At 68.7% G+C, this 23,190-nt stretch carries 22 protein-coding genes; 8 read left to right on the top strand and 14 right to left on the bottom strand.

From position 1 onward, the window contains the following. Nucleotides 1-135 precede the first annotated feature (135 nt). The 4 genes from prmC to hemA form a co-directional block, all read right to left on the bottom strand. A complete protein-coding gene (gene prmC, locus LG388_RS16610; RefSeq protein WP_225783848.1) occupies nt 136-993 on the bottom strand; it encodes a peptide chain release factor N(5)-glutamine methyltransferase in 858 nt (285 codons plus the stop codon). After that, nucleotides 990-2,072 (bottom strand): peptide chain release factor 1, encoded by a 1,083-nt coding sequence (gene prfA, locus LG388_RS16615; RefSeq protein ID WP_225783849.1) that lies wholly within the window; start codon nt 2,070-2,072, stop codon nt 990-992. Before prfA ends, prmC begins: the two co-directional genes overlap by 4 nt. Before the next feature lie 128 nt (nt 2,073-2,200). Continuing rightward, a complete protein-coding gene (locus tag LG388_RS16620) occupies nt 2,201-2,587 on the bottom strand; it encodes a hypothetical protein (protein WP_225783850.1) in 387 nt (128 codons plus the stop codon). 5 nt (nt 2,588-2,592) lie between these two features. Continuing rightward, complete coding sequence (gene hemA, locus LG388_RS16625) at nt 2,593-3,879, bottom strand: glutamyl-tRNA reductase (protein WP_225783851.1); 1,287 nt, start codon at nt 3,877-3,879, stop codon at nt 2,593-2,595. Nucleotides 3,880-3,989: 110 nt separating this feature from the next. On the opposite strand from hemA, the gene LG388_RS16630 reads away from it, so the two are divergent. Further along, the gene (locus LG388_RS16630; RefSeq protein WP_225783852.1) at nt 3,990-4,268 is read left to right on the top strand and encodes a hypothetical protein; all 279 of its coding nucleotides are present in this window, start codon (nt 3,990-3,992) and stop codon (nt 4,266-4,268) included. Between the two features lie 38 nt (nt 4,269-4,306). On the opposite strand, the gene LG388_RS16635 is transcribed toward LG388_RS16630, so the two are convergent. Genes LG388_RS16635 through LG388_RS16650 form a run of 4 tightly spaced genes read right to left on the bottom strand, consistent with a single transcriptional unit; the run spans nt 4,307 to nt 7,574 of the window. Further along, nucleotides 4,307-4,834: a GNAT family N-acetyltransferase gene (locus tag LG388_RS16635; RefSeq protein WP_225783853.1), complete on the bottom strand. Its 528-nt coding sequence runs from the start codon at nt 4,832-4,834 to the stop codon at nt 4,307-4,309. Continuing rightward, on the bottom strand, nt 4,831-5,625 hold the full coding sequence (locus tag LG388_RS16640; protein ID WP_225783854.1) for an ABC transporter ATP-binding protein: 795 nt from the start codon (nt 5,623-5,625) through the stop codon (nt 4,831-4,833). The genes LG388_RS16635 and LG388_RS16640 overlap by 4 nt, the downstream gene beginning before the upstream one ends. Then, nucleotides 5,625-6,548: an ABC transporter permease gene (locus LG388_RS16645; protein WP_225783855.1), complete on the bottom strand. Its 924-nt coding sequence runs from the start codon at nt 6,546-6,548 to the stop codon at nt 5,625-5,627. Before LG388_RS16645 ends, LG388_RS16640 begins: the two co-directional genes overlap by 1 nt. Before the next feature lie 48 nt (nt 6,549-6,596). Then, nucleotides 6,597-7,574, bottom strand: coding sequence for an ABC transporter substrate-binding protein (locus LG388_RS16650; RefSeq protein WP_225783856.1), 978 nt, complete (start codon nt 7,572-7,574; stop codon nt 6,597-6,599). Nucleotides 7,575-7,801: 227 nt separating this feature from the next. Between LG388_RS16650 and LG388_RS16655 the strand changes: the two genes are divergently transcribed. Further along, nucleotides 7,802-8,272, top strand: coding sequence for an Lrp/AsnC family transcriptional regulator (locus LG388_RS16655; protein WP_225783857.1), 471 nt, complete (start codon nt 7,802-7,804; stop codon nt 8,270-8,272). Between the two features lie 20 nt (nt 8,273-8,292). Here the strand turns inward: LG388_RS16655 and LG388_RS16660 are convergent, their stop codons facing one another. From LG388_RS16660 to ugpC, 3 genes are all read right to left on the bottom strand, one after another. Then, entirely contained in the window at nt 8,293-10,725 is a 2,433-nt protein-coding gene (locus LG388_RS16660; protein ID WP_225783858.1) for a DUF3772 domain-containing protein, read from the bottom strand. A gap of 84 nt (nt 10,726-10,809) precedes the next feature. Continuing rightward, nucleotides 10,810-11,547, bottom strand: a complete 738-nt coding sequence (ugpQ, locus tag LG388_RS16665) for a glycerophosphodiester phosphodiesterase (RefSeq protein WP_225783859.1) — start codon at nt 11,545-11,547, stop codon at nt 10,810-10,812. A gap of 13 nt (nt 11,548-11,560) precedes the next feature. Further along, complete coding sequence (gene ugpC, locus LG388_RS16670) at nt 11,561-12,568, bottom strand: sn-glycerol-3-phosphate ABC transporter ATP-binding protein UgpC (RefSeq protein WP_225783860.1); 1,008 nt, start codon at nt 12,566-12,568, stop codon at nt 11,561-11,563. 107 nt (nt 12,569-12,675) lie between these two features. Between ugpC and LG388_RS16675 the strand changes: the two genes are divergently transcribed. Together LG388_RS16675 and LG388_RS16680 are read left to right on the top strand one after the other, a co-directional pair. Continuing rightward, a protein-coding gene (locus LG388_RS16675; RefSeq protein WP_225781274.1) for an IS5 family transposase occupies nt 12,676-13,487 on the top strand; the annotation gives its coding sequence in 2 pieces (ribosomal slippage) (nt 12,676-13,012 and nt 13,012-13,487; 813 coding nt in all). A 64-nt stretch (nt 13,488-13,551) separates the two neighbouring features. Further along, nucleotides 13,552-14,363, top strand: a protein-coding gene (locus tag LG388_RS16680; RefSeq protein ID WP_225781274.1) for an IS5 family transposase whose coding sequence is annotated in 2 segments (ribosomal slippage) — nt 13,552-13,888 and nt 13,888-14,363 — 813 coding nt in all. Because the reading frame shifts where the segments join, the coding sequence is not laid out codon by codon here. Between the two features lie 6 nt (nt 14,364-14,369). Here the strand turns inward: LG388_RS16680 and ugpE are convergent. The 3 genes from ugpE to ugpB all read right to left on the bottom strand — a co-directional run bounded on the left by ugpE (nt 14,370) and on the right by ugpB (nt 17,766). Further along, nucleotides 14,370-15,218, bottom strand: coding sequence for a sn-glycerol-3-phosphate ABC transporter permease UgpE (gene ugpE, locus LG388_RS16685; protein ID WP_225783861.1), 849 nt, complete (start codon nt 15,216-15,218; stop codon nt 14,370-14,372). A 168-nt stretch (nt 15,219-15,386) separates the two neighbouring features. After that, nucleotides 15,387-16,268, bottom strand: coding sequence for a sn-glycerol-3-phosphate ABC transporter permease UgpA (gene ugpA, locus LG388_RS16690; RefSeq protein WP_225783862.1), 882 nt, complete (start codon nt 16,266-16,268; stop codon nt 15,387-15,389). Nucleotides 16,269-16,443: 175 nt separating this feature from the next. Continuing rightward, on the bottom strand, nt 16,444-17,766 hold the full coding sequence (ugpB, locus tag LG388_RS16695; RefSeq protein ID WP_225783863.1) for a sn-glycerol-3-phosphate ABC transporter substrate-binding protein UgpB: 1,323 nt from the start codon (nt 17,764-17,766) through the stop codon (nt 16,444-16,446). Nucleotides 17,767-18,023: 257 nt separating this feature from the next. Here ugpB and serA point away from each other — a divergent pair, with 257 nt between their 5' ends. The 4 genes from serA (at nt 18,024) to LG388_RS16715 (ending at nt 23,114) form a co-directional block, all read left to right on the top strand. After that, entirely contained in the window at nt 18,024-19,253 is a 1,230-nt protein-coding gene (gene serA / locus LG388_RS16700; protein WP_225783864.1) for a phosphoglycerate dehydrogenase, read from the top strand. Nucleotides 19,254-19,656: 403 nt separating this feature from the next. Then, entirely contained in the window at nt 19,657-20,466 is an 810-nt protein-coding gene (locus LG388_RS16705) for a MurR/RpiR family transcriptional regulator (protein ID WP_225783865.1), read from the top strand. A 38-nt stretch (nt 20,467-20,504) separates the two neighbouring features. Next, nucleotides 20,505-22,070 carry an ABC transporter substrate-binding protein gene (locus LG388_RS16710; protein WP_225783866.1) on the top strand — a complete coding sequence of 522 codons (1,566 nt, stop codon included), beginning with the start codon at nt 20,505-20,507 and terminating at the stop codon, nt 22,068-22,070. Nucleotides 22,071-22,097: 27 nt separating this feature from the next. Beyond that, nucleotides 22,098-23,114, top strand: coding sequence for an ABC transporter permease (locus tag LG388_RS16715; protein ID WP_225783867.1), 1,017 nt, complete (start codon nt 22,098-22,100; stop codon nt 23,112-23,114). Nucleotides 23,115-23,190: the final 76 nt, after the last annotated feature.

Consider the following 23,190-nt stretch of genomic DNA (forward strand, 5'->3'; position numbering starts at 1 on the left):
CGGATTATTTCACCGACGGCGCGGCCTGGCGCGTGGCAGGCCTTCTGCCGAGGGTGTCAGACAGCGGCGGGCGGACGGGCCTGCGCCAGCGCCGCCGGGGCACCGCGCAGGCGCGGCCGCGTCCCCGGGCGCATGTCATGGTGCGGCCTCTTCCGGCCAGCGCCCGCCGCTGCAGCGCGCGATGCCGGCCAAGTCCGGCCTGGATTGCACCTCGCCGAAGCCGCGCGCGCGCAGCAGCGCACAGACGGCTTCGGCCTGTTCATGGCCGTGTTCCAGCAGCAGCCAGCCGCCGGGCGCCAGGTGGGCCGGCGCATGCCGCACCAAGTGGCGCAGGTCGTCCAGGCCGTCGACGCCGCTGGCCAGCGCGCCCAGGGGCTCGTGGCGCAGGGCAGCCAGGTGCGTGTCGCCCTCGGCGATGTAGGGCGGGTTGCTGACCACCGCGTCGTAGCCGGTGGCCGCGCCGTCCAGCCAGTTCGCCTGGCGAAAGCGCACGGCCAGGCCCAGCCGCCGCGCGTTGGCCTGCGCGACGGCGAGCGCGTCGGGGCTGGCGTCGCTGGCCTCGACTTGCGCATCGGGCCGTGCCTGCTGCAAGGCCAGGGCGATGGCGCCGCTGCCCGTGCCCAGGTCGATCACGCGCGGCGTGCGGCGAGGCGCCAGCACCTCCAGCGCCCATTCCACCAGGGTTTCCGTGTCGGGCCGAGGCACCAGCACGCGCGCGTCCACCTGCAGCGCGAGGCCGTGGAATTCCTTCTCGCCGACCAGGTAGGCCAGCGGCTCGCCGGCCGCACGGCGCGTGCACAGCGCGCGGTAGCGGCCGGCGGCATCGGGGCCGAGCCGGTCGTCGTCATGGATCAGCAGCCAGGCGCGGTCGTGCGGGGCGCGGCCCAGCGCATGCAGCAGCAGCATCTGGGCGTCGAGCCGTTCCAGCCCCAGCGCGCCGGCGCCGGCCAGGGCCTGCGCCAGCGTGGGCGCCATGGCCGCCTCGCCGGTCATGCGTCGCCTTCCAGCTCGGCCAGCAGCTCGGCTTCGCGCGCGGCGCGCAGGGCGGCCAGCACTTCGCCCAGGTCGCCTTCCATGATGGCCGGCAGCTTGTAGAGCGTGAGGTTGATGCGGTGGTCGGTCAGGCGCCCCTGCGGGAAGTTGTAGGTGCGGATGCGGTCACTGCGGTCGCCGCTGCCGATCAGCCCCTTGCGCAGCGCCGCTTCCTTGGCCGCGCGCTCGCTGCGTTCCTTTTCCTGGATGCGCGCCTGCAGCACCTGCAGCGCCTTGGCCTTGTTGGCATGCTGGCTGCGCCCGTCCTGGCATTCGGCCACGATGCCGGTGGGCAGGTGCACCACGCGCACGGCCGAGTCGGTCTTGTTGATGTGCTGGCCGCCCGCGCCGCTGGCACGGAAGGTGTCGATGCGCAGATCGGCCGGGTTCAGCGTGATGGCCTGCGCGGCGTCGGGTTCGGGCATCACGGCCACGGTGCAAGCGCTGGTGTGGATGCGGCCCTGCGTCTCGGTGGCCGGCACGCGCTGCACGCGGTGGCCGCCCGATTCGAAGCGCAGCGCGCCATACACGTCGTCGCCCTCGATGCGCAGCACGATTTCCTTGTAGCCACCGATCTCGTTCTCGCTGGCGCTCATCACCTCCACCTTCCAGCCCGTGCTGGCAGCGTAGCGGGTGTACATGCGCACCAGGTCGCCGGCGAACAGGGCCGACTCGTCCCCGCCCGTGCCGGCGCGGATCTCGACGAAGGCGGGGCGTGCGTCGTCGGGGTCCCTGGGCAGCAAGAGGCGCTGCACCTCGTCTTCCAGCTGCTGCAGTTCGGCCTCGGCGCTGGCGATTTCTTCCTGCGCCATCGCGGCCATGTCCGGGTCGTCGAGCATTTCGCGCGCGCCGGCCAGGTCCGCCTCGCGCTGCCGGTAGCGCGCCCAGCGCCCGGCCACGGCCGTCACCTCCGCATGCTCCTTGGAGATCGTGCGGTACTGCGCCATGTCGGCCATGATGTCCTCGCGCGAGAGCAGGAAGTCCAGCTCCTTCAGGCGTTCGGCGTGGCGTTCGAGTTGGTGGCGGAGGAAGTCTTTCAAGGGCGAGCCGTTTTCGATGGGGGCGTGGCGTGCGCAGCGGCGGCGGGTGCGCAAAGAGCGAGGGCAGAGGGGGGCGGCGCAGGGGGGGGCGCCGGCCTCCACCCGGCGGGCGGCGGGTGCAGGGGGCGCTAGGACTCGCGCAGCGCCGCGCGGTCCGCGCTGGCCAGAGCCTGGTCACGCTGCCAGGCCAGCCACGCGATGGCGCCGCCGAGGGCAGCCAGCCCACCCCAGACGATTGCGATGCCGTAGGCGCCCAGCGTGTCATGCACGCGCTGCAGCCAATGGCCCAGCGGGCCGTCGAAGGGCGGCATGCGCGGATGTACCAGTTCCACCAGCGCCAGCAGCACGAACATCATGGCCAGCGCGAACAGGGGCGGTCCGAACTGGATGCGCCCACGCGCTTGCGGCAGGCGCCGTGCACGTGCGGCGGCTTCGGCCCGGTTGCGCCGGCGCACGTCCCACACCATGAACGCGCCGCAGGCGAACAGCGCGAAGAAGAGGGCCTTCACCCACATGCGGCTCAGCGCTCCTTGCGCAGGAACAGCCGCGACACAGCCTGCGCGGTCTGCTCGCGCGCCTGGGCGTCGCCGGCGTGCAGCTCGGCCAGCGCGCCGTGCATCATCTTCTGCGTGAGGCCGCGCGACAGGGCTTCCATCACGGCTTCCACGTCGTCGCCGCGCGCCAGCAGCTTGCGCGCGCGCGCCAGTTCGGCCTGGCGCCAGACATCGGTCTGCGCCTGCAGTTGCTGGATCAGCGGCACGATGCCGCCCGTGGGGCTGCGCTGGTCCAGCCAGTGCATGAAGCTCTGCACGCCGGCATCGATGATGGTCTCGGCCTCGGCCACGGCGGCCTGGCGGCTGGCCTCGCCCTGGCGCACCACGTGGGCCAGGTCGTCCACGGTGTAGAGGTACACGTCTTCCAGCTGCTTGACTTCGGGCTCGATGTCGCGCGGCACGGCCAGGTCGACCATGAACATGGGCCGGTGCTTGCGCGCCTTGAGCGCGCGTTCGACGGCGCCCAGGCCGATCAGCGGCAGCGTGCTGGCGGTGCAGCTGACGACGATGTCGAATTCGTGCAGCCGGCCCGGCAGGTCGGCCAGGCGCATCACCTCGGCGCCGAAGCGCGCGGCCAGCTTCTCGCCGCGGTCCAGCGAGCGGTTGGCAATGGCGATCTTGGCCGGCTGCCTGGCGGCGAAATGCGTGGCCGCCAGGTCGATCATCTCGCCCGCGCCGACGAAGAGCACGCGCGTTTCGTTCAGCCGCTCGAAGAGCTGGCCGGCCAGGCGCACGGCGGCGGCGGCCATGCTGATGGAATGCGCGCCGATCTCGGTGGAGCTGCGCACTTCCTTGGCGACCGCGAAGGAGCGCTGGAACAGCTGGTTCAGCGTGCTCCCCAGGGCGCCGGCCGTTTCGGCGGCGCGCACGGCGTCCTTCATCTGGCCCAGGATCTGCGCCTCGCCGAGCACCATGGAGTCGAGCCCGCTGGCCACCCGGAAGGCATGGCGCGCGGCCTGGTCGTCGGTCAGCGCGTAGGTGTGAGCGCGCAGCAGGGCGGGCGAGACCCCGCCGCTTTCGGCCAGCCAGCCCACCGTGTGGTCCAGCGCCGGCTGCGCGGCGGCGCAGTAGATTTCGGTGCGGTTGCAGGTCGAGAGGATGGCCGCTTCCACCTCCGGGTGGCCGCCGCCGCGGCCCACGCTGCGGCGCAGGCTTTGCAGCGTGGGCGCGATCTGGTCGAGGGCGAACGCAAAACGACCGCGCAGATCGAGCGGCGCGGTCGTGTGGTTCAAGCCGAGGGCCCAGACTGCCATGGACCCGGATTATAAAATTCGCCGCGCTGGCGGGGCCGGGCCCAGGCGATTCGTCCTTGCCGGCCGCGGGCTCGTCCTGGCGACGCGCCACGGGCGCCGGCCGCTTCCCCATGTCCTTCCTCGACCTGATCAACCACCTGATGAACTTTCTGGCGCCGGCCTTCGCCGTGGCGCTCGGGCTGGTGGCGGGCGCGCGCGGCTGGATCCGGCGCGCGCCGGGCCAGCCGGCCTGGTGGAAGCAGTGGATCGTGCTGAGCGCGACCGGCGCCCTGGTGCTGGTGCTGGGCCTGGTGCTGCTGGGGCGCGACGGGCGCATGGCCACCTACCTCGCCCTGGTGCTGGCCTGCGGCAGTGTGCAGTGGCTGCTGCTGCAGGGCTGGCGCCGCTGAGCGGCGAGGCGCCCCTGCCCGGTTTACGGCGCGGTCACTCAGGCCGTGGCCCGCGCGTCGCGCACCATGTAGACCGCCGTGCCCGGGTAGCTGGCCAGGCGCGCCTGCTGCGCGGCATCGGCCAGCGCCGCGCGCACGAAGCCGTGCCGCGCCCAGAAGCCCCGCGAGTCCTGCACCGCCACCAGCGCCGCGTAGCGCCAGCCCTGGCGGCGCCCATGCGCCAGCGCATGCGCGACCAGCGACGGGCCCAGGCGCAGCCCGTGGGCCGAGGGGTGCACGGCCAGGTCATGCAGGTAGAGCGTGTCGGCGTCGGCCGCCGCGGGCTCGAAGTCGCCATGCAGCGCCGTGAGCTTGCCGCGCCGTGACGGGTAGCCCGTGAGGTAGGCATGCACCTGGCCTTCGTGTTCGGCCACCCAGGCGGTGGCCGGCGCACAGGCCAGGCGGCGCAGGATCAGCGGGCCGGCCTCGACGAAATCGGCACCGTAGCAGGCCAGCTGGATGGCCAGCACCTGCGGCAGGTCGCAGGCGTCCATCGCCCGCAACCGCGGTGCCGGCGCGGCGTTCATGCCAGCAGCAGCTTGTCGTCGTCCAGTTTCTCGCCGCGCGTCTGCTCGAACATGCGCAGCAGGTCCGGCACGTCCAGGCCCGCGCGTTGGTCCCCGGCCACATCCAGGATCACCTGGCCCTCGTGCAGCATCACCGTGCGGCTGCCGTAGTCCAGCGCCTGGCGCATGCTGTGCGTGACCATCATGGCCGTGAGCTTCGCTTCCTCGACGATGCGCGCCGTCAGCTCCAGCACGAAGGCGGCGGTCTTCGGGTCCAGCGCGGCCGTGTGCTCGTCCAGCAGCAGGATGCGCGAGGGCTGCAGCGAGGCCATCAGCAGGCTCACGGCCTGGCGCTGGCCGCCCGAGAGCAGGCCGATGCGGTCGGCCAGGCGGTTCTCCAGCCCCAGCTGGAGGATGGCCAGCTTCTCGCGGAACAGCTCGCGCAACTGGCGGTTGAGCGCGAAGCCGAAGCCACGGCCCTGGCCGCGCTTGTAGGCCAGCGCCATGTTCTCCTCGATGGTCAGCGCCTCGCAGGTGCCCGCCATCGGGTCCTGGAACACGCGCGCCACCATGCCGGCGCGCTGCCAGGCACTGAGCCGGGTCACGTCCTGGCCGTCGATGTCGATGCGGCCGCTGTCCACCGGCAGGTCGCCGCTCACGGCATTGAGGAAGGTGGACTTGCCCGCGCCGTTGGAGCCGATCACGGTGACGAACTGGCCCGAGGGAATCTCCAGGCTCAGGCCGCGCAGCACGTGGTTCTCGATCGGCGTGCCGGGGTTGAAGGTGATGTGGAGGTCTTGTGCGCGCAGCATCAGCGGGCTCCCTTGGCGTGGCCGCTGGCCGACTTGCCGGGCACGAGCCGTCCCAGCTTGCGTTTGTAGGTCGGCACCATCAGCGCCAGCGCGACCAGCACGGCCGTGACCAGGTTCAGGTCCTGCGCCTGCAGGCCCATGAATTCGGTGTTCAGCGCCAGCGCGATGAAGAAGCGGTAGAGCACGGCGCCCAGCACGCAGGCCAGCGTGGTGACGACCAGGCTGCGCGAGGGCATCAGCGTCTCGCCGATGATCACGGCCGCCAGGCCGATCACGATCGTGCCCACGCCCATGGAGATGTCGGCCGCACCCTGCGTCTGTGCGAACAGCGCGCCGGCCAGCGCCACCAGCGCGTTCGACAGCGCCAGGCCCAGCAGCGTGTGCCGGTCGGTGGAAATGCCCTGCGCGCGCGCCATGCGGGCGTTGCCGCCGGTGGCGCGCATGGCCAGGCCGGCCTCGGAGTTGAAGAACCAGTCGACCACCAGCTTGGCCACGATCACGATGATCAGCAGCAGCAGCGGCTTGGACCAGTACTCGGCCATGTCGCCGAAAGGCACCAGCGAGAAGACCGTGGGCTCGGTGATCAGCGCGACGTTGGGCTTGCCCATGATGCGCAGGTTGATCGAGTAGAGCGCGATCATCACCAGGATGCTCGCGAGCAGCTGCATGATCTTGAGCCGCACGTTGAGCCAGGCCGTGACCCAGCCCGACGCGGCGCCGGCCACGCAGGCCACGGCCGAGGCCGCGAACGGATTCCAGCCCGCGACGATCAGCGTCGCGGCCACGGCGGCGCCCAGCGGGAAGCTGCCGTCCACCGTGAGGTCGGGGAAGTTGATGATCCGGAAGGAAATCCAGACGCCCAGCGCGACCAGCCCGAAGATCAGGCCGATCTCGATGGCGCCCAGCGACGCGATCAGAGACATGGGAAAGCTTTCGCCGTTCTGCGGGGAGGTGACCGGGCGGCCGGCGGCTTACTTGGCGCCGACGATCTTGGCCGTCTTCAGCAGCGCTTCGGGCAGCGTCACGCCCTGGGCCTGGGCGGCGGCGGGGTTCACGTGCAGTTCGAACTTGTTGCTGGTCTCGGAGGCGATGGCGCCCGGCTTCTCGCCCTTGAGCACGCGCACCACCATCTTGCCGGTCTGGCGGCCGATGTCGTAGTAGTTCAGGCCCAGCGCGGCCACGGCGCCGCGCTCCACGGTGGCGGTGTCGGCGGCCAGCACGGGCAGCTTGGCCTGCTGCGCGACCTTGACGATGCCCTCGAAGGCCGAGACCACGTTGTTGTCGGTGGGGGTGTACATCACGTCGGCCTTGCCGACCAGGCTCTGCGCGGCCGTGGGCACGTCCACCGTACGGGCGGCGGCGGCCTCGACGATGGTGATGCCCATCGGCTGGGCGGCCTTCTTCAGTGCCTCCACGATGGCCACCGAGTTGGCTTCGCCAGGGCTGTAGATCACGCCCACGCGCTTGGCGGTGGGCACCACCTGCTGAATCAGCGCCAGGTGCTTGTCCAGCGGCGACAGGTCGGACACGCCGGTCACGTTGGTGCCCGAGGGCTTCCAGTCCTTGACCAGCTTGGCAGCCACCGGGTCGGTCACAGCCGAGTAGATCACCGGGATCTGCTTGGTGGCGGCCACCGCGGCCTGGGCCGACGGCGTGGCGATGGCGACGATCGCGCTCGGGCGGTCGCCGGCGAACTTGCGCGCGATCTGCGCGGCCGTGCCCACATTGCCCTGCGCGCTCTGGTAGCTGAACTTGAAGCCCTTGCCATCCACGTAGCCGGCGTCCTTCAGTTCGTCGCGCACGCCGTCGCGCACGGCGTCCAGCGCCGGGTGTTCCACGATCGCGGTGACGGCGACGGACGGGTCGGCGGCCAGGGCCGGGCCGGCGGCCAGAACACCCAGGGCCAGGGTCAGGGTGGACAGGGGCGAGCGCAGGATCGAGGAAGTCATGGAATTTCCGGGAAAGAAGAGAAGGGAAAGCGGCGAAGAAACCCGGGCGCAGCGGGACGGCCCTTGGGGCCGGGGTCCAGGCGCGGGGCGCGCTGGCGCGGGATCTGTCTCCATCGAAAGGCCGGCAGTCTAGGCGCAGTCGGCCGCAATAGCTTTGCGGCAAAAGATCGGGCTAACCCCGAAAGAGGAAATAATCTTCGGTCAGGACGGTGAACGAGGAGACGATTTTGCATCTTCCGGCTTTGGACCGCATCGATCGCCAGCTTCTGGAACACCTGCAGACGCACGGGCGGGCGTCCAACCTGGAACTGGCCGAACTCGTGAGCCTGTCGCCCGCGCAGGTGCACCGCCGCCATCGCCGGCTGGAGGAGCGCGGCTACATCAGCGGCTACATGGCCCGCGTGCCGCCGGTGCCGCTGGGCCTGGGGGTGGTCGCCTTCATCCACCTGACGATGGCCCGCGGCCATGCCGACGAGCTGCCGCGCTTCAACGACCGCGTGGCCGAACTGCCGCAGGTGCTGGAGTGCTATTCGGTGACGGGCGACTTCGACTACGTGCTCAAGGTGGTGGCGCGCGACCTGCCCTCGCTGTCGCGCTTTCTCATGAATACGCTGATGCACATGCCGGGCGTGAGCGCGGTGCGCTCCAGCGTGTGCCTCGAAGAGATCAAGAGCACGACAGCGCTGCCGCTCGAGTGACGCGGCGTGGCGGCCTGCGCTCAGCCGCCGGCGGCAGGGGGCGCGGGCGGCTGGGCCGGCACCGCCGCGACCAGCGGTGTGGCCAGCGGCAGGCCGGCCTTCTTGAATTCGTCGAGCATGGTGAACAGCAGGTCGCTGCGCACGCCGCCGGCCACGCGCGGGCTGCTCACGTAGGCGATGGCCTGGAAGATCAGCATGCCGTTCTCGATGCCTTCCAGCGTGAGCGAGGGCGCGGGCGCCTGCAGCACGCCCGGGTGGCCGGTGCAGGCGGCCAGCATCAGCTCGCGCACGCGGTGCGCGTCGGTGTTCAGCGGCAGGGGCAGGCGGATCAGCACGCGACCTTCGGCGTTGGTCAGCGTCATGTTGCGCACGGACTTGGTGATGAACTCCGAATTGGGCACGATCAGCGTGGAGCGGTCGCCCAGCTGGATCTCGGTGGCCCGCACGTTGATGCGCTTGACGTCGCCCTCGGTCGTGCCCAGCACCACCCAGTCGCCCACCTTCACCGGCCGCTCGGCCAAGAGGATCAGGCCCGAGATGAAGTTCTGCACGATGGCCTGCAGCCCGAAGCCGATGCCCACCGACAGCGCGCTGGCGATCCAGGCGATGCGGTTGATGCCGATGCCCAGCGCCGACAGCGCCAGCGCCACCACCACGATCACGCCCACGTAGCCCAGCAGCGTGGACAGCGAGGTCTGCATGCCCGCTTCCAGCGTTGTCGTGGGCAGGTAGCTGTCGCGCAGCCAGCGCTTGAACACGCGCAGCGCGACGAAGCCCGCCACCAGCACGCCGATGGCCGTGAACAGGGCCGCCGGCACGATCTGGAATTCGCCGATGGTCAGGCCGGTGCCGAACTGGCCCGCGCGCTCCAGCACCTCCCCCGGGCCCGAGCCCAGCGGCGCGATGAGCGCGATCACCATGTAGAAGAACAGCGCCACGCGCGCCAGGGCCGACAGCACCACGGCCGCCTGGTCCAGCGTGGCCGGCGCGAAGTCGAAGCTGGCCTGCAGGCGCTGGCCCAGGCTGCTGCGCGCCGACACCAGCGCCATGAACAGGTCGTCGGCGCCCTTGAACAGCACATAGAAGGCGGCCGTGACCACGCCGGTCCAGGTCAGCTGCCCGGCCGCCAGGCTGGCCAGCGCCACGTAGCCCAGCGCGACCAGCACGAGGATCAGCACCAGCGCCACCGACACGCCGCCCACCAGCAGCGCGATCCACAGCGGCCGCTCGGGGGGCGCCGGCGCCGGCGCTGGCGGGCTGCCGTCGGCCGCGAGCGCCGGCGCCGGCGGCGCGGCCGGTGCGCGCAGGCACAGCAGCATGGCGCCGATCAGCAGCACCAGGGCCACGGCCGTGAACGCATGGGTGGTCAGGACGGCGGCGAAACTCGCATCCACCAGGGCATTGACCTGCGCCGGCAGCCACACCAGCGCGCTGACCAGCGCCGTGAGCCAGGGAAAGGGCGCCAGCCGCCGCGCCAGCGCGTCCGGGATGGGCGGCAAGCGCCAGGACGGCCGCGCGTTGGCCAGCAGGGCGCGGCCCAGGCTGGCGACGAAGACCATGAACAGCAGCGATTCGTCGGCCATGCGCAGCAGCTTCTGGCTCAGCGGGCCCAGCAATTCGCGCGTTTCCAGCTGCTGGACGAGCGCCCACAGCACCAGGGCGACGATGAACACGTTGGCCGTGACGATGGCCACGATGAGCAGCGAGCGCCGCAGCCGTCCGCCCGGCAGCAGACGCTGGGCCAGCGCCACCAGCGCGCGCTCGGCCAGCAGGTTGCCGGCCGTGACGGCCAGCAGCGCCAGCAGCAGCGCCCCCATCAGTGGCGCTCGGTGCGCGGGGCTTGTGGCCTGCGTCCAGGCGCTGCGGATCTCGTCCGCCAGGGGCTGCAGGCGCTGCAGGTCGGCGTCCCAGGCCAGCGAAAGATCGCGCCAGAACACGCGGCCCAGCGGCGAGGGCGCGCGCTCGGCCAGCCGCGCCTCGAACAGCGCCCGCTGCTGCGCGCGGATGTCGGTGCTGCGCTGCTGCGCGTCCACCACCACCAGGCGCGCGAGGCGGATGTCGGCGTCCACCGCATTGCGCTCGCGCGTGAGGGCGGCGCGCTGGCGCGTGATGTCCGGGTCTTCGGTGCTGCCGGCCGGCGGGCCGTTGCCTAGCTCGCCCAGGCGCGCGTTCAGGTCGTTGAGCTGGGTGGTGCGCGCGGCGATCAGCGACTGCGCCTGCTGGCCGATCTGTGCGAGCGCGGCGATCAGCGTGCGCGCGTCCTCGCCGGTTTCGGCGGTGGCCGGCAGCTTGTCCAGCGACTGGCGCAGCGCAGCCAGCTCCACCTCGGGCTCGGCGGTGCGCGGCGCGGTGCTGTCCTGCGCCCGGGCGGCGAAGCCGCCGCCGGGCGGCCCGAGGCCGAGCAGCAGCCACAGGCCCAGCAAGGCCGCGAAGGCGATTCGGGGAAAACGCATGCGGCGGATCATAGGCAGCGCCCGCATCGCGCCGGCGCAGGAAAAGCGCGCATCCGCGCCCGCACAGGCCAGGGCTGCGGCCGCTCAGCCCACCGGGCTGAACAGGTCGACGCGGTCGGTGATGATGCCGTCGGTGCCCAGATCGATCAGGCGCTGCGCGGCCCACTCGTCATTGACGGTGTAGCTCAGCTGGCGCAGGCCGGCCTGGCGCACGCGCGCCACGGTGGCAGCGTCCCACAGCGCATGGTTGCAGACGATGGCCACGCAGTCCAGGCGCAGCGCTTCTTCCAGCCAGCCTTCGCGCAGGCGATCCAGCAGCAACGCGCGCGGCAGTTGTGGTGCGGCGGCGCGGGCCGCGGCCAGCGCTTCGGGCTTGAAGGATGAGAGCAGCGGCGGCACGGCGGCGCCGGCCCACAGCTGCGCCGCTTGGCGCGCCACCGCCTCGCCGGTCACGCGCTCGGTGCCCGGCGTGGGCTTGATCTCGATGTTCAGCAGGTGGCCGTTGGCCCGGCACCAGCGTGCCAGGGCCGCCAGCGGGGGCAGCGGCTCGCCGGCCCAGCGGCGCGAATGCCAGCTGCCGGCGTCGAGCTGCGACAGCGCGTGCCAGTCCTGCTCGCCGCCGATGCCGCGGCCGCTGGTGGTGCGCTCCAGCGTCGCGTCGTGCATCAGGAAGGCCACGCCGTCGCGGCTGAGCTTGGCGTCGCATTCGAACATGCGGTAGCCGTGTTGCGCGCCCAGGCGGAAGGCGGCCAGGGTGTTCTCGGGCGCCAGCCTGCCGGCGCCGCGGTGCGCGATCCAGCGCGGATAGGGCCAGGGCGTCATCGGCGGCGGCCCGTCATTCCACGCGCTTGCCGGAGCCGGCGTCGAACCAGTGCAGGCGGTCGGGGCGGGCGCCCACGCGCACCGTCTCGCCCACGGCCGGCGAGCGCTGCGATTCGTCGATGCGCACGATGAGCTGCTCGTCGCCGACGCGGCCGTAGACCAGCCGTTCGGCCCCCAGCAGTTCGACCTGCTCCACGTTCACGCTCCAGCCTTCGTCGTCCAGCACCAGGTGCTCGGGGCGGATGCCCAGGATCTTGCCGGCACGCACGCCCGGCGCGTCCTTGAGCAGGTTCATGGGCGGCGAGCCGATGAAGCTGGCCACGAAGGTGGTGGCGGGGCGGTTGTAGACCTCCTCGGGCGTGCCGAACTGGTCCATCACGCCGGCGTTCATCACGATGATGCGCTGCGCCAGCGTCATGGCCTCGACCTGGTCGTGGGTGACGAACAGGCTGGTGATGCCCAGCTCGCGGTGCAGCTTCTGGATTTCCAGCCGGGTCTGGGCGCGCAGCTTGGCGTCCAGGTTGGACAGCGGCTCGTCGAACAGGAAGACCTGCGGCTGGCGCACGATGGCGCGGCCCATGGCCACGCGCTGGCGCTGCCCGCCCGAGAGTTCGCGCGGCTTGCGCTCCAGCAGGTGGCCCAGTTCCAGGATCTTCGCGGCCTTGTCGACGCGCGCCTTGATCTCGTCCTTGGGCACGCCCTGGATCCGCAGGCCGTAGGCCATGTTGTCGAAGTTCGACATGTGCGGATAGAGCGCGTAGTTCTGGAACACCATCGCGATGTCGCGCCGGGCGGGCTCCACATCGTTGACCACGCGTGCGCCGATGGCGATCTCGCCGGCGCTGATCTCTTCGAGGCCGGCGACCATGCGCAGGAGCGTGGACTTGCCGCAGCCGGAAGGGCCGACGATGACCACGAATTCGCCGTCCTTGATCTCGGCGCTGACGCCGTGGATCACCTGGTTGGCCTTCGGGCCTTTGCCGTAGCGCTTGATGACGTTGCGGAAGGAAAGAGCTGCCATGAGAGATGTCTTCTTGTGCGGGAGGGGCGCGGCGGGGTGTTGCGCCGGCTTAGAGCTACTAACAAAACCATGTCATCATCGAGCGCTTGATTGGTGTTTGATGAGGCATGGGTCGAAACAGGAATAGAGAAATCAGCGCCGCGCTGTTCAAGAAGGTTGCCCCGCTGTTGCCGGTAGTCGTTGCCTCGGCCAAAGGCGGTCGCCCACGAGTGAGCGACGAGATGGCCCTGAACGGCATTCTGTTCGTGCTGCGCACCGGCATTCCCTGGGAGGAGTTGCCCCAGGAACTGGGCTTTGGCAGTGGCATGACCTGTTGGCGGCGTCTGCGTGATTGGCAGGCTGCGGGCGTGTGGCATCGCCTGCATCTGTTGTTGCTCGGTGAATTGCGCGGCGCCGGCAAACTGGACTTCAGCCGTGCGAGCATGGACGCGGCCAGTGTGGCCAGCCCCCGGGGGGCCACTACACCGGCCCCAACCCCACGGACAGGGGCAAACTCGCAAGCAAGCGCCACATCATCACGGACCGCCAAGGCATCCCACTGATCTTCTGCGTCACGGGCGCCAACCGGCATGACTCGGTGGTTTTCGAGCAACTGGTCGACGCGTTGCCAGCGGTACGTGGCTGTCGCGGTCGGCCCAGGCGCTGGCCGCACAAACTGCATGCCGACAAGGGCTATGACTATGCTCGCTGCCGCTTTCACCTGCGCAAGCTGGGGATCACCGCGCGTATTGCCCGGCGCGGCATCGAACGCAACGACCGGCTCGGGCGTCATCGCTGGGTGGTCGAGCGCACGCACGCCTGGCTGGCCGCCTTCGGCAAGCTGCGTACTCGTTTCGAGCGCCGCATCGACATTCATGTCGCGTTGCTCTCGCTGGCCTGCTGCGTTATCTGCATTCGCCATCTCCCACCGTTTTGTTAGCCGCTCTTAGAGCTACTAACAAAACCATGTCATCATCGAGCGCTTGATTGGTGTTTGATGAGGCATGGGTCGAAACAGGAATAGAGAAATCAGCGCCGCGCTGTTCAAGAAGGTTGCCCCGCTGTTGCCGGTAGTCGTTGCCTCGGCCAAAGGCGGTCGCCCACGAGTGAGCGACGAGATGGCCCTGAACGGCATTCTGTTCGTGCTGCGCACCGGCATTCCCTGGGAGGAGTTGCCCCAGGAACTGGGCTTTGGCAGTGGCATGACCTGTTGGCGGCGTCTGCGTGATTGGCAGGCTGCGGGCGTGTGGCATCGCCTGCATCTGTTGTTGCTCGGTGAATTGCGCGGCGCCGGCAAACTGGACTTCAGCCGTGCGAGCATGGACGCGGCCAGTGTGGCCAGCCCCCGGGGGGCCACTACACCGGCCCCAACCCCACGGACAGGGGCAAACTCGCAAGCAAGCGCCACATCATCACGGACCGCCAAGGCATCCCACTGATCTTCTGCGTCACGGGCGCCAACCGGCATGACTCGGTGGTTTTCGAGCAACTGGTCGACGCGTTGCCAGCGGTACGTGGCTGTCGCGGTCGGCCCAGGCGCTGGCCGCACAAACTGCATGCCGACAAGGGCTATGACTATGCTCGCTGCCGCTTTCACCTGCGCAAGCTGGGGATCACCGCGCGTATTGCCCGGCGCGGCATCGAACGCAACGACCGGCTCGGGCGTCATCGCTGGGTGGTCGAGCGCACGCACGCCTGGCTGGCCGCCTTCGGCAAGCTGCGTACTCGTTTCGAGCGCCGCATCGACATTCATGTCGCGTTGCTCTCGCTGGCCTGCTGCGTTATCTGCATTCGCCATCTCCCACCGTTTTGTTAGCCGCTCTTACTTTTCGGTGTCCACGAGGCCCTTGACGAACCACTTCTGCATCAGCATCACGACCAGCGCGGGCGGCAGCATGGCCATCAGGGCCGTGGCCATGATGATGTTCCAGTCGTTGGCGGCCTCGCCGCCGGCGAGCATGCGCTTGATGCCGATCACCACCGGGTACATGTCCTCCGACGTGGTCATCAAGAGAGGCCATAGGTATTGGTTCCATCCGTAGATGAACTGGATCACGAACAGCGCGGCGATGGAGGTGCGCGACAGGGGCACCAGCACGTCCTTGAAGAAGCGCATCGGGCCGGCGCCGTCCACGCGCGCGGCTTCCACCAGCTCGTCGGGCACGGTGAGGAAGAACTGGCGGAACAGGAAAGTGGCCGTGGCCGAGGCGATCAGCGGCAGCGTGAGGCCGGCGTAGCTGTTGAGCAGGCCAAGGTCGGCCACCACCTTGTAGGTGGGCAGGATGCGCACTTCCACCGGCAGCATCAGCGTCACGAAGATGGCCCAGAAGCACAGCATCTTGAACGGGAAGCGGAAGTACACGATGGCGAAGGCCGACAGCAGCGAGATGGCGATCTTGCCGATGCTGATGACCATGGCCGTCACGAAGCTGATCCACATCATGCGCGCGACAGAGGTGTTGAAGCCCTCCTTGCTGCCCCCGAAGAGCGCGGCGCTGTAGGTGTTCCAGAAGTTGTCGCCGGGCAGCAGCGGCATGGGCGCCTGCACGATGGCGTCGGGCTGGTGCGTGGAGGCCACGAAGGCCAGGTAGATCGGGAAGGCCACGATCAGCACGCCGAGCACCATGACCAGGTGCGAGAGAACGGTGAGCCAGGGGCGGCGGTCGATCATGCGGGTTCTCCGTGCACCAGGGTGTGTGTTCCGTGGATGATTTCCCGCGGGGCGAGCGCGATGAAGTCCTCCGGGCATCCGGGGAACTGGCTCAGCCAGGCCCCGGGAAGCGCCTCCTTCGCGCAGCAGATGGGGGAGCGGCGAAGCGCCTTGGGGGTTGCCTTCATGTCAGTACTGGACCTTCTTCTCGACGTAGCGGAACTGCACCACCGTGAGGGCGATGACGATCATCATCAGCACCACGGACTGCGCGGCAGAGCCGCCCAGGTCCAGGCCCTTGAAGCCGTCCTGGTAGACCTTGTAGACCAGGATCGAGGTGGACTGGCCGGGGCCGCCTGCGGTCATCGCGTCGATGATGCCGAAGGTGTCGAAGAAGGCGTACACCACGTTGATCACCAGCAGGAAGAAGGTGGTGGGCGACAGCAGCGGCAGCTGGATGCTCCAGAAGCGGCGCCACGGGCCGGCCCCATCGATGGAGGCGGCCTCGATCAGCGCCTTGGGGATCGACTGCAGCCCCGCCAGGAAGAACAGGAAGTTGTACGAGATCTGCTTCCACACCGAGGCGATGACGATCAGCGCCATGGCCTGGTTCTCGTTCATGAGGTGGTTCCAGGTATAGCCCCACTTGGCCAGGTACCAGGTCGCGATGCCGATGGAGGGCGAGAAGATGAACACCCACAGCACGCCCGCGATGGCCGGCGCCACCGCGTAGGGCAGGATCAGCATCGTCTTGTAGAACATCGCGCCGCGCACGATGCGGTCGGCAAAGATGGCCAGCGCCAGGGCCAGGCAGATGCCGCTGACGGCCACCAGCACCGAGAACAGGGCTGTCGTCTTGAAGGACGCCAGGTAGCCCGGGTCCTGGAAGATGCGCTCGAAGTTCGCCAGCCCCACCCACTCGGTGCTCATGCCGAAGGCGTCTTCCAGTTGCAGAGACTGCAGCAGGGCCTGGCCGGCGGGCAGGAAGAAGAAGATGCTGATGATGGCCAGCTGCGGCAGCAGCAGGGCCCAGGGCAGCCATCTGGAACGGAAGAGGACGCGTTTTTCCATCGTCGGTCAGTTTGTCGGCGCTGTGGAGCTTCGGGGTCGCCCGGCGCCGGGGCGGCCGGCAGCCAAACGGCAGGCGGCGCCGAAGCGCCGCCCTGGTGGGGGTGGCGCATTGTCTTCGATGCGCATCCCCCGTTGGCCGATGCAGCGCGCGGAACCTGCGCGCCGCGCATTGGCCTTACTTCTTGCCGCCGTTGGCCGCTTCGAAGCGGGCCAGCAGGTCGTTGCCGCGCGCGACGATGCTGTCCAGCGCCTCCTTGGCCGTTTTCTTGCCGGCCCAGACCTGTTCGAGCTCTTCGTCCTCGATGGTGCGGATCTGCACGTAGTTGCCCAGGCGGATGCCGCGCGACTTGTCGGTGGTCTTGCGGATCATCTGCGTCACGGCGACGTCGGTGCCGGGGTTCTTCTGATAGAAGCCGGACTTGTCGGTCAGGTCGTAGGCGGCCAGCGTGATGGGCAGGTAGCCCGTGCGCTGGTGGCTGGCGGCCTGCACCTTGGTCTGCGACAGGAAGTCGAAGAACTCGGCCACGCCCTTGTATTCGGCGGGCTTCTTGCCGGCCATGACCCACAGCGAGGCGCCACCGATCACGGTGTTCTGCGGTGCGCCCTTCACGTCGGGGTAGTAGGGCAGGGCGGCCAGGGCGTACTTGAACTTGGCGTTCTTCGCCACGTCGCCGTAGAAGCCCGAGGAGGTCTGGATCATGGCGCATTCGCCCGAGGTGAACGAGGCCTGGGCGTCCGAGCCGCGGCCCTTGTAGACGAACTCGCCGGCCTTGGCGGCGGCCGCCAGGTTCTCGATGTGCTTGACGTGCAGCGGCGAGTTGATCTTCATGCGCGCCTTGTAGCCGTCCTTGGACAGGCCGTTCTGCTCGGTCGCGAACTCGACGTTGTGCCAGGTCGAGAAGCTTTCCAGCTGTGTCCAGCCCTGCCAGGCCAGCGTCATCGGGCAGCTGTGGCCGCTGGCCTTGAGCTTCTTGGCCGCCTCGAAGACTTCGGGCCAGGTGGCCGGGGCCTTGTCGGCGTTCAGGCCGGCCTTCGCGAAGGCATCCTTGTTGATGTAGAAAATGGTGGTCGAGCTGTTGAAGGGAAAGCTCAGCATCTGGCCGTTGGGCGCCGTGTAGTAGCCGGCGACGGCGGGGATGTAGCTGGACGGATCGAAGGTCTTGCCGGCATCGGTCATCACCTTGGCCACGGGCACGGTGGCCCCCTTGCTGGCCATCATGGTGGCGGTACCGACTTCGAACACCTGCAGGATGTGGGGCGCGTTGCCGGCGCGGAAGGCGGCAATGGCGGCCGTCATGCCTTCGGTGTAGTTGCCCTTGAAAGTGGGCACGACCTTGTATTCCTTCTGGCTCTCGTTGAACTGCTTGGCCAGGTCGTTGACCCACTCGTTGTTCACGGCGGTCATGGAATGCCACCATTGGATTTCGGTCTGGGCTTGGGCCGGAACGGCCATCGTGGCGGCCATGGCGGCGGCCAGGGCGAGCAGGGGGGTTCGCATCGGGGACTCCTCAGCAGGAAAAACAAAAGCGCGGATGCTAAGTCGGTTTTGTGACAGAGCAGCGGCGCTTTTTCGCACGGTCGTTCGCGCGGCCCAACGGGGGAAACCCCATCGGACACCGGCCTGCGGCACCGGCAGCGGGCATGACCGCACCGGCCTTGCGCCCACTGCCCCATGCTAGGATCAATTTCCATTCGCATTTGCCCTGAATCCGTCGCGCATTCCGGGCTGCCGTCCGCTTCTTCCAAGGTGTTCCGGTGAGCAAGACCTCTCTCGACAAAAGCAAGATCAAGTTCCTGTTGCTGGAGAACATCCACCCCTCCGCCGAGGCCTTGATCCGCGCCGCGGGCTATTCGCAGATCGAGACCCTGCCGCGCGCGCTGCAGGGCGAGGAATTCAAGGCCAGGTTGGCCGACGTGCATTTCCTGGGCATCCGCTCGCAGAGCAAGCTGACGGCCGACGTGCTGGCCGCCGCACCCAAATTGGTGGCTGCCGGATGCTTTTGCATCGGCACCAACCAGGTGGACCTGGATGCGGCGCGCGAGCGCGGCGTGGCGATCTTCAACGCCCCCTACTCCAACACGCGCTCGGTGGCCGAGCTGGTGCTGGCCGAAGCCATCCTGCTGCTGCGCGGTATCCCGGCCAAGAATGCGCTGGTGCACCGCGGCGGCTGGATGAAGTCGGCCGCCAATTCGCACGAGATCCGCGGCAAGACGCTGGGCATCGTGGGCTACGGCTCCATCGGCACGCAGCTGTCGGTGCTGGCCGAGGCGATGGGCATGCACGTGGCCTTCTACGACGTGGTCACCAAGCTGCCCATCGGCAACGCGCGCCAGGTGCCCGCGTTGCACGACCTGCTGGCGCAGAGCGACATCGTGAGCCTGCACGTGCCCGAGAACGACTCGACGAAATGGATGATCGGCCCCGCCGAGTTCGCGGCCATGAAGCCCGGCGGCATCCTGATCAATGCGGCGCGCGGCACGGTGGTCGACATCGATGCGCTGACCGAGGCCGTCAAGTCCGGCAAGCTGTGGGGCGCGGCCATCGACGTGTTCCCGGTCGAGCCCGGCAGCAACCACGAGGAATTCCAGTCGCCGCTGCGCGGCCTGGACAACGTGATCCTGACGCCGCACATCGGCGGCTCGACGATGGAGGCGCAGGCCAACATCGGCACCGAGGTGGCCGAGAAGCTGGTCAAGTACAGCGACAACGGCACCACCCTCAGCAGCGTCAATTTCCCCGAAGTGGCGCTGCCCGCGCACCCGGGCCGCCACCGCCTGCTGCACATCCACCGCAACGTGCCGGGCGTGCTGTCGGCCATCAACCAGGTCTTTGCCGACAACCACATCAACATCCTCGGCCAGTTCCTGCAGACCCATGGCGACGTGGGCTACGTGGTGGTCGATGTCGACGCTGCCTCGTCCCAACTGGCGCTGGAGAAGGTGGCGCAGGTGCCGGGCACCATCCGCACCCGCGTGCTGTTCTAAGTCGACGCAGCCGCGCACGTCGGCGCTGCGGCCCTCCGGGGCGACTGAGCCGCATGGTCTGAGCGACCGTGCGGCTTCTTTCATGGGCGCGGCGTTTTGCGCCAACGCAAGCCGAATTTTGTGATGGACGGGGGGGCCGTCAATCGGCTATTGGCGGCCCAACAACGGTGCATGCAGGCCCATGGGCCGCAGTGGTACTTTGCGTTGATCTCTGGTACGTTTTGGTATTTTTTGGTGCGGCTCTGTCGCACGCCTGTCGCCCCCGTGTGGGGCTTTTTTTGTGATGGACCGGTGGCGCCGTATCGCATCGAATTGCATCCGACGCCGCATCACGCCCAGAGATGGATCCTGAATCGCCATGAAGCCTGACTTCAGAACCCTCGTGATCGAGCGGACGTCCTTGATGACCCAACTCGAAAAGCGCGTGGCCCACTACCTGCTGTCCAACCCGGACGCCATCCTGACGCAGACCTCGAACACGATCGCCAAGCAGGCGTTCGTGAGCCCGATGACGGTGTCGCGCTTCTTTCGCAAGTTGGGCTTTCACAGCGGGCCGGCCGCCCGCCAGGCGGTGGCGCAGCAACTGGCCAGCCGGATGCCGGCGGCCATCGACAGCCGTTTCGACCGCTACCAGCGCCATCGCGGCCAGCTGGAGAGCGAAAGCGACGTGAAGATGGCGGTGGGCTGCGTGCAGCGCGCAGCCGAGTTCCGGCGCTCGCCCCAATGGGCCGAGATCGTGCAACTGGCCGCCCACGCCGACAGTGTGTTCGCCGTTGGCCTGCAGAGCATGGGTTACCTCGCCACCGGCCTGGTCGGCCGCCTGGGCTACATCCGGCCGAACGTGCACGACCTGGATGGCGCCGACGGTGTCTACGCCCCCTTCTTTGCCGACACCTCGGCCAAGCGGCTGCTGATCGTCATCGACATCTTCCGCTACGGCCGCAACGGGCCGGTGCTGTGCCAGGCGGCGCGCGACAGCGGTGCCGACGTGGTCGTGTTCTGCGACGAACACGGCAGCTGGGCCCGCGACATCACGCCACATGTGGTGAGCCTGCCGTCCGAGAGCGGCTACTTCTTTCGCTCCACCGTCGCCATCCACCTGTGCCTGCACATGCTGGTGCAGGACGTGATCGATGTGCTGGGCGAGCCCGTGCGTCAGCAGCTCGAACGCATGTCCGAAGCGCAGGCGCTATTTGGCCAGTACCTCGACTGAATTCATTTCTCTCCCTCCACCTGCCCCAGGAACACCCCATGAAGCTGAAGTTGTTGACGCTCCCTGCACTGCTTGCTGCCGCAGCGTTGAGCGTGCCCGTCGCGCTGGCCAAGACGCCGCAGGACACGCTGGTGATTGGCAAGTCGGCCGACCCGCAGAACCTCGATCCGGCCGTGACCATGGACAACAACGACTGGACCGTCACCTACCCGGCCTACCAGCGTCTGGTGCGCTACAAGGTGGTCGACGGCAAGAGCAGCAGCGAGCTGGAAGGCGACTTGGCGCTGGGCTGGACGGCCTCGGCCGATGGCCTGAACTGGGAGTTCAAACTCAAGCCCGGCCAACGCTTTGCCGATGGCTCACCGGTCGATGCGGCGGCCGTGAAGTTCTCCTTCGACCGGCTGCTGGCGCTCAAGAAAGGCCCGTCGGAGCCCATTCCCGAGGGCACGCAGATCACGGTGGTCGACCCCGCCACCGTGCGCTTCACGCTCAAGAGCAGCTTCGCGCCCTTCCTGTCGGTGCTGGCCATCAATGGCGGCGCCATCGTCAACCCCAAGGTGATGCAGCACGAGAAGAACGGCGACAAGGCGCAGGGCTGGCTGGCCGCCAACACCATGGGCAGCGGTGCCTACCAACTGACCAGTTGGCAGAAGGGCCAGAGCCTGGTGCTCGACAAGAGCCCGCAGGTCAACGGGGCAGCACCGGCCTTCAACAAATTCATCGTCAAGATCGTGCCCGAGGCGTCGGCGCGGCGCCTGCAGCTGCAGGCCGGCGACCTGGACATCGCCGAGCACCTGCCGACCGACCAGGTCGAAGGCCTGAAGAAGCAGAACGGCGCGCAGGGCGTGGTGGTGGGCGAGTACCCCAGCCTGTCGGTGACCTACCTCTACCTCAACAACAAGAAGGCGCCGCTGGACAAGCCCGAGGTGCGCCGCGCCATCGTCTCGGCCATCGACGTGGGCGGCATCATCGACGGCATCCTGTCGGGCAAGGCCAAGGCCATGAACGGCCCGATTCCCGAAGGCATGTGGGGCCACGACGCGCAACTCAAGCCCGCTGCCTATGCGCCCGCCGCCGCCAAGGAGGCGCTGGCCAAGGCCGGCGTGCGCAACCTCAAGCTGACCTTCTCGCTGTCCGAGCGCGACCCGGCCTGGAACCCGATTGCACTGGCCACGCAGGCCAACCTGGCCGCCATCGGCGTCGACATCAAGCTCGAAAGCATGGCCAACGCCACCTACCGCGAGCGCTTCGGCAAGGGCGACTTCGACATCGCCATCGGCAACTGGGCGCCCGACTTCTCTGACCCCTACATGTTCATGAACTACTGGTTCCAGTCGGACAAGCAGGGCGCCGCCGGCAACCGCTCCTTCTACGGCAACCCGCAGGTCGATGCGCTGCTGACTCAGGCCGCCAACTCCACCTCGCAGCCCGAGCGCCTCAAGCTCTACCAGGAGGCGCAGCGCATCGTGGTGGGCGACGCCGCCTACGTCTACCTGTTCCAGAAGAACATCCAGATCGCCCAGCGTGCCAACCTGAAGGGCCTGCAGTTCAACCCGATGCTCGAGCAGATCTACAACGTGCAGACCATGTCCAAGTCCAACTGAGGACGGGGCTGAGACGGATTCGCCGCCATGTTGTTCCTGAGCGTGCTGCGCCGCCGGCTGGGCTTTCTGGTCCTGGTCGTGCTCGGTGTGTCGGTCATCACCTTCGCCATTTCGCACCTGATCCCGGGCGACCCGGCGCGGCTGCTGGCCGGTGACCGTGCCTCCGAAGAGATGGTGGCGGCCATGCGCCAGAGCCTGGGGCTGGACCAGCCTGTGTGGCAGCAGTACCTGCGCTACATGGGCGGCCTGCTGCAGGGCGACCTGGGCACCTCCATCCGCACCGGCCGCCCGGTGGCGCAGGACATCGCGGCCTTCTTCCCGGCCACACTGGAACTGGTGGTGGTGGCCATGCTGCTGTCCATCGTCATCGGCGTGCCGCTGGGCGTGGTGTCGGCCGTCTGGCGCGACCGGCCGGTCGACCAGCTGGTGCGCATGTTCTCGGTCTCGGGCGTCTCCACGCCGGCCTTCTGGCTGGCGCTGATGCTGATCTATTTGTTCTACGGCCAGTTGGGCTGGCTGCCGGGCGGCGGGCGCATCGACGCGGGGCTGACGCCGCCGCCGAGCGTGACGGGCTTCTATGTGCCCGATGCACTGCTGGCGGGTGATGGGGCGGCGCTGCGCAGCGCGCTGGCGCACCTGCTGCTGCCGGCGCTGACGCTGGGCTTTGTGCACGTGGGGGTGGTGGCGCGGCAGATCCGCTCGGCCATGCTGGAGCAGATGCAGGAAGACTATGTGCGCACCGCGCGCGCCGGCGGCCTGTCGGAAGCCGTGGTGGTGCTGCGCCATGCGCTGCCCAACGCGCTGATGCCCTCGGTGACGGTGCTGGGCCTGGCCTTCGGCGACCTGCTGTATGGCGCGGTGCTGACCGAAACCGTCTTCGCCTGGCCCGGCATGGGTGCTTATGTGGTGGCCTCGATCCAGGCGCTGGACTTCCCGGCCGTGATGGGCTTCACCGTGGTGGTGTCCTTTGCCTATGTGCTGGTCAATTTGGCGGTGGACTTGATCTACCTCGCGCTGGATCCGCGCATCACCGAGGTCGGGTAATGAACTCGCCCCGTTTGAACGGCGCACTGCGTGTCGCCGTTCCATCCCCCCGCCGGGGCGCCGCCAGCGGCCGGGC

Origin of the sequence: Xenophilus sp. Marseille-Q4582 (genome assembly GCF_916700565.1) — a bacterium.
GTDB lineage: Bacteria > Pseudomonadota > Gammaproteobacteria > Burkholderiales > Burkholderiaceae_C > Xenophilus.

Bases quoted from the DNA above. Each gene is read 5' to 3' on its own strand.
- prmC (WP_225783848.1), bottom strand. From the start codon at position 993: ATGACCGGCGAGGCGGCCATGGCGCCCACGCTGGCGCAGGCCCTGGCC.
- LG388_RS16620 (WP_225783850.1), bottom strand. From the start codon at position 2,587: ATGTGGGTGAAGGCCCTCTTCTTCGCGCTGTTCGCCTGCGGCGCGTTC.
- hemA (WP_225783851.1), bottom strand. From the start codon at position 3,879: ATGGCAGTCTGGGCCCTCGGCTTGAACCACACGACCGCGCCGCTCGAT.
- LG388_RS16630 (WP_225783852.1), top strand. From the start codon at position 3,990: ATGTCCTTCCTCGACCTGATCAACCACCTGATGAACTTTCTGGCGCCG.
- LG388_RS16635 (WP_225783853.1), bottom strand. From the start codon at position 4,834: ATGAACGCCGCGCCGGCACCGCGGTTGCGGGCGATGGACGCCTGCGAC.
- LG388_RS16640 (WP_225783854.1), bottom strand. From the start codon at position 5,625: ATGCTGCGCGCACAAGACCTCCACATCACCTTCAACCCCGGCACGCCG.
- LG388_RS16645 (WP_225783855.1), bottom strand. From the start codon at position 6,548: ATGTCTCTGATCGCGTCGCTGGGCGCCATCGAGATCGGCCTGATCTTC.
- LG388_RS16650 (WP_225783856.1), bottom strand. From the start codon at position 7,574: ATGACTTCCTCGATCCTGCGCTCGCCCCTGTCCACCCTGACCCTGGCC.
- LG388_RS16660 (WP_225783858.1), bottom strand. From the start codon at position 10,725: ATGCGTTTTCCCCGAATCGCCTTCGCGGCCTTGCTGGGCCTGTGGCTG.
- ugpQ (WP_225783859.1), bottom strand. From the start codon at position 11,547: ATGACGCCCTGGCCCTATCCGCGCTGGATCGCGCACCGCGGCGCCGGC.
- ugpC (WP_225783860.1), bottom strand. From the start codon at position 12,568: ATGGCAGCTCTTTCCTTCCGCAACGTCATCAAGCGCTACGGCAAAGGC.
- ugpE (WP_225783861.1), bottom strand. From the start codon at position 15,218: ATGATCGACCGCCGCCCCTGGCTCACCGTTCTCTCGCACCTGGTCATG.
- ugpA (WP_225783862.1), bottom strand. From the start codon at position 16,268: ATGGAAAAACGCGTCCTCTTCCGTTCCAGATGGCTGCCCTGGGCCCTG.
- ugpB (WP_225783863.1), bottom strand. From the start codon at position 17,766: ATGCGAACCCCCCTGCTCGCCCTGGCCGCCGCCATGGCCGCCACGATG.
- LG388_RS16705 (WP_225783865.1), top strand. From the start codon at position 19,657: ATGACCCAACTCGAAAAGCGCGTGGCCCACTACCTGCTGTCCAACCCG.
- LG388_RS16710 (WP_225783866.1), top strand. From the start codon at position 20,505: ATGAAGCTGAAGTTGTTGACGCTCCCTGCACTGCTTGCTGCCGCAGCG.
- LG388_RS16715 (WP_225783867.1), top strand. From the start codon at position 22,098: ATGTTGTTCCTGAGCGTGCTGCGCCGCCGGCTGGGCTTTCTGGTCCTG.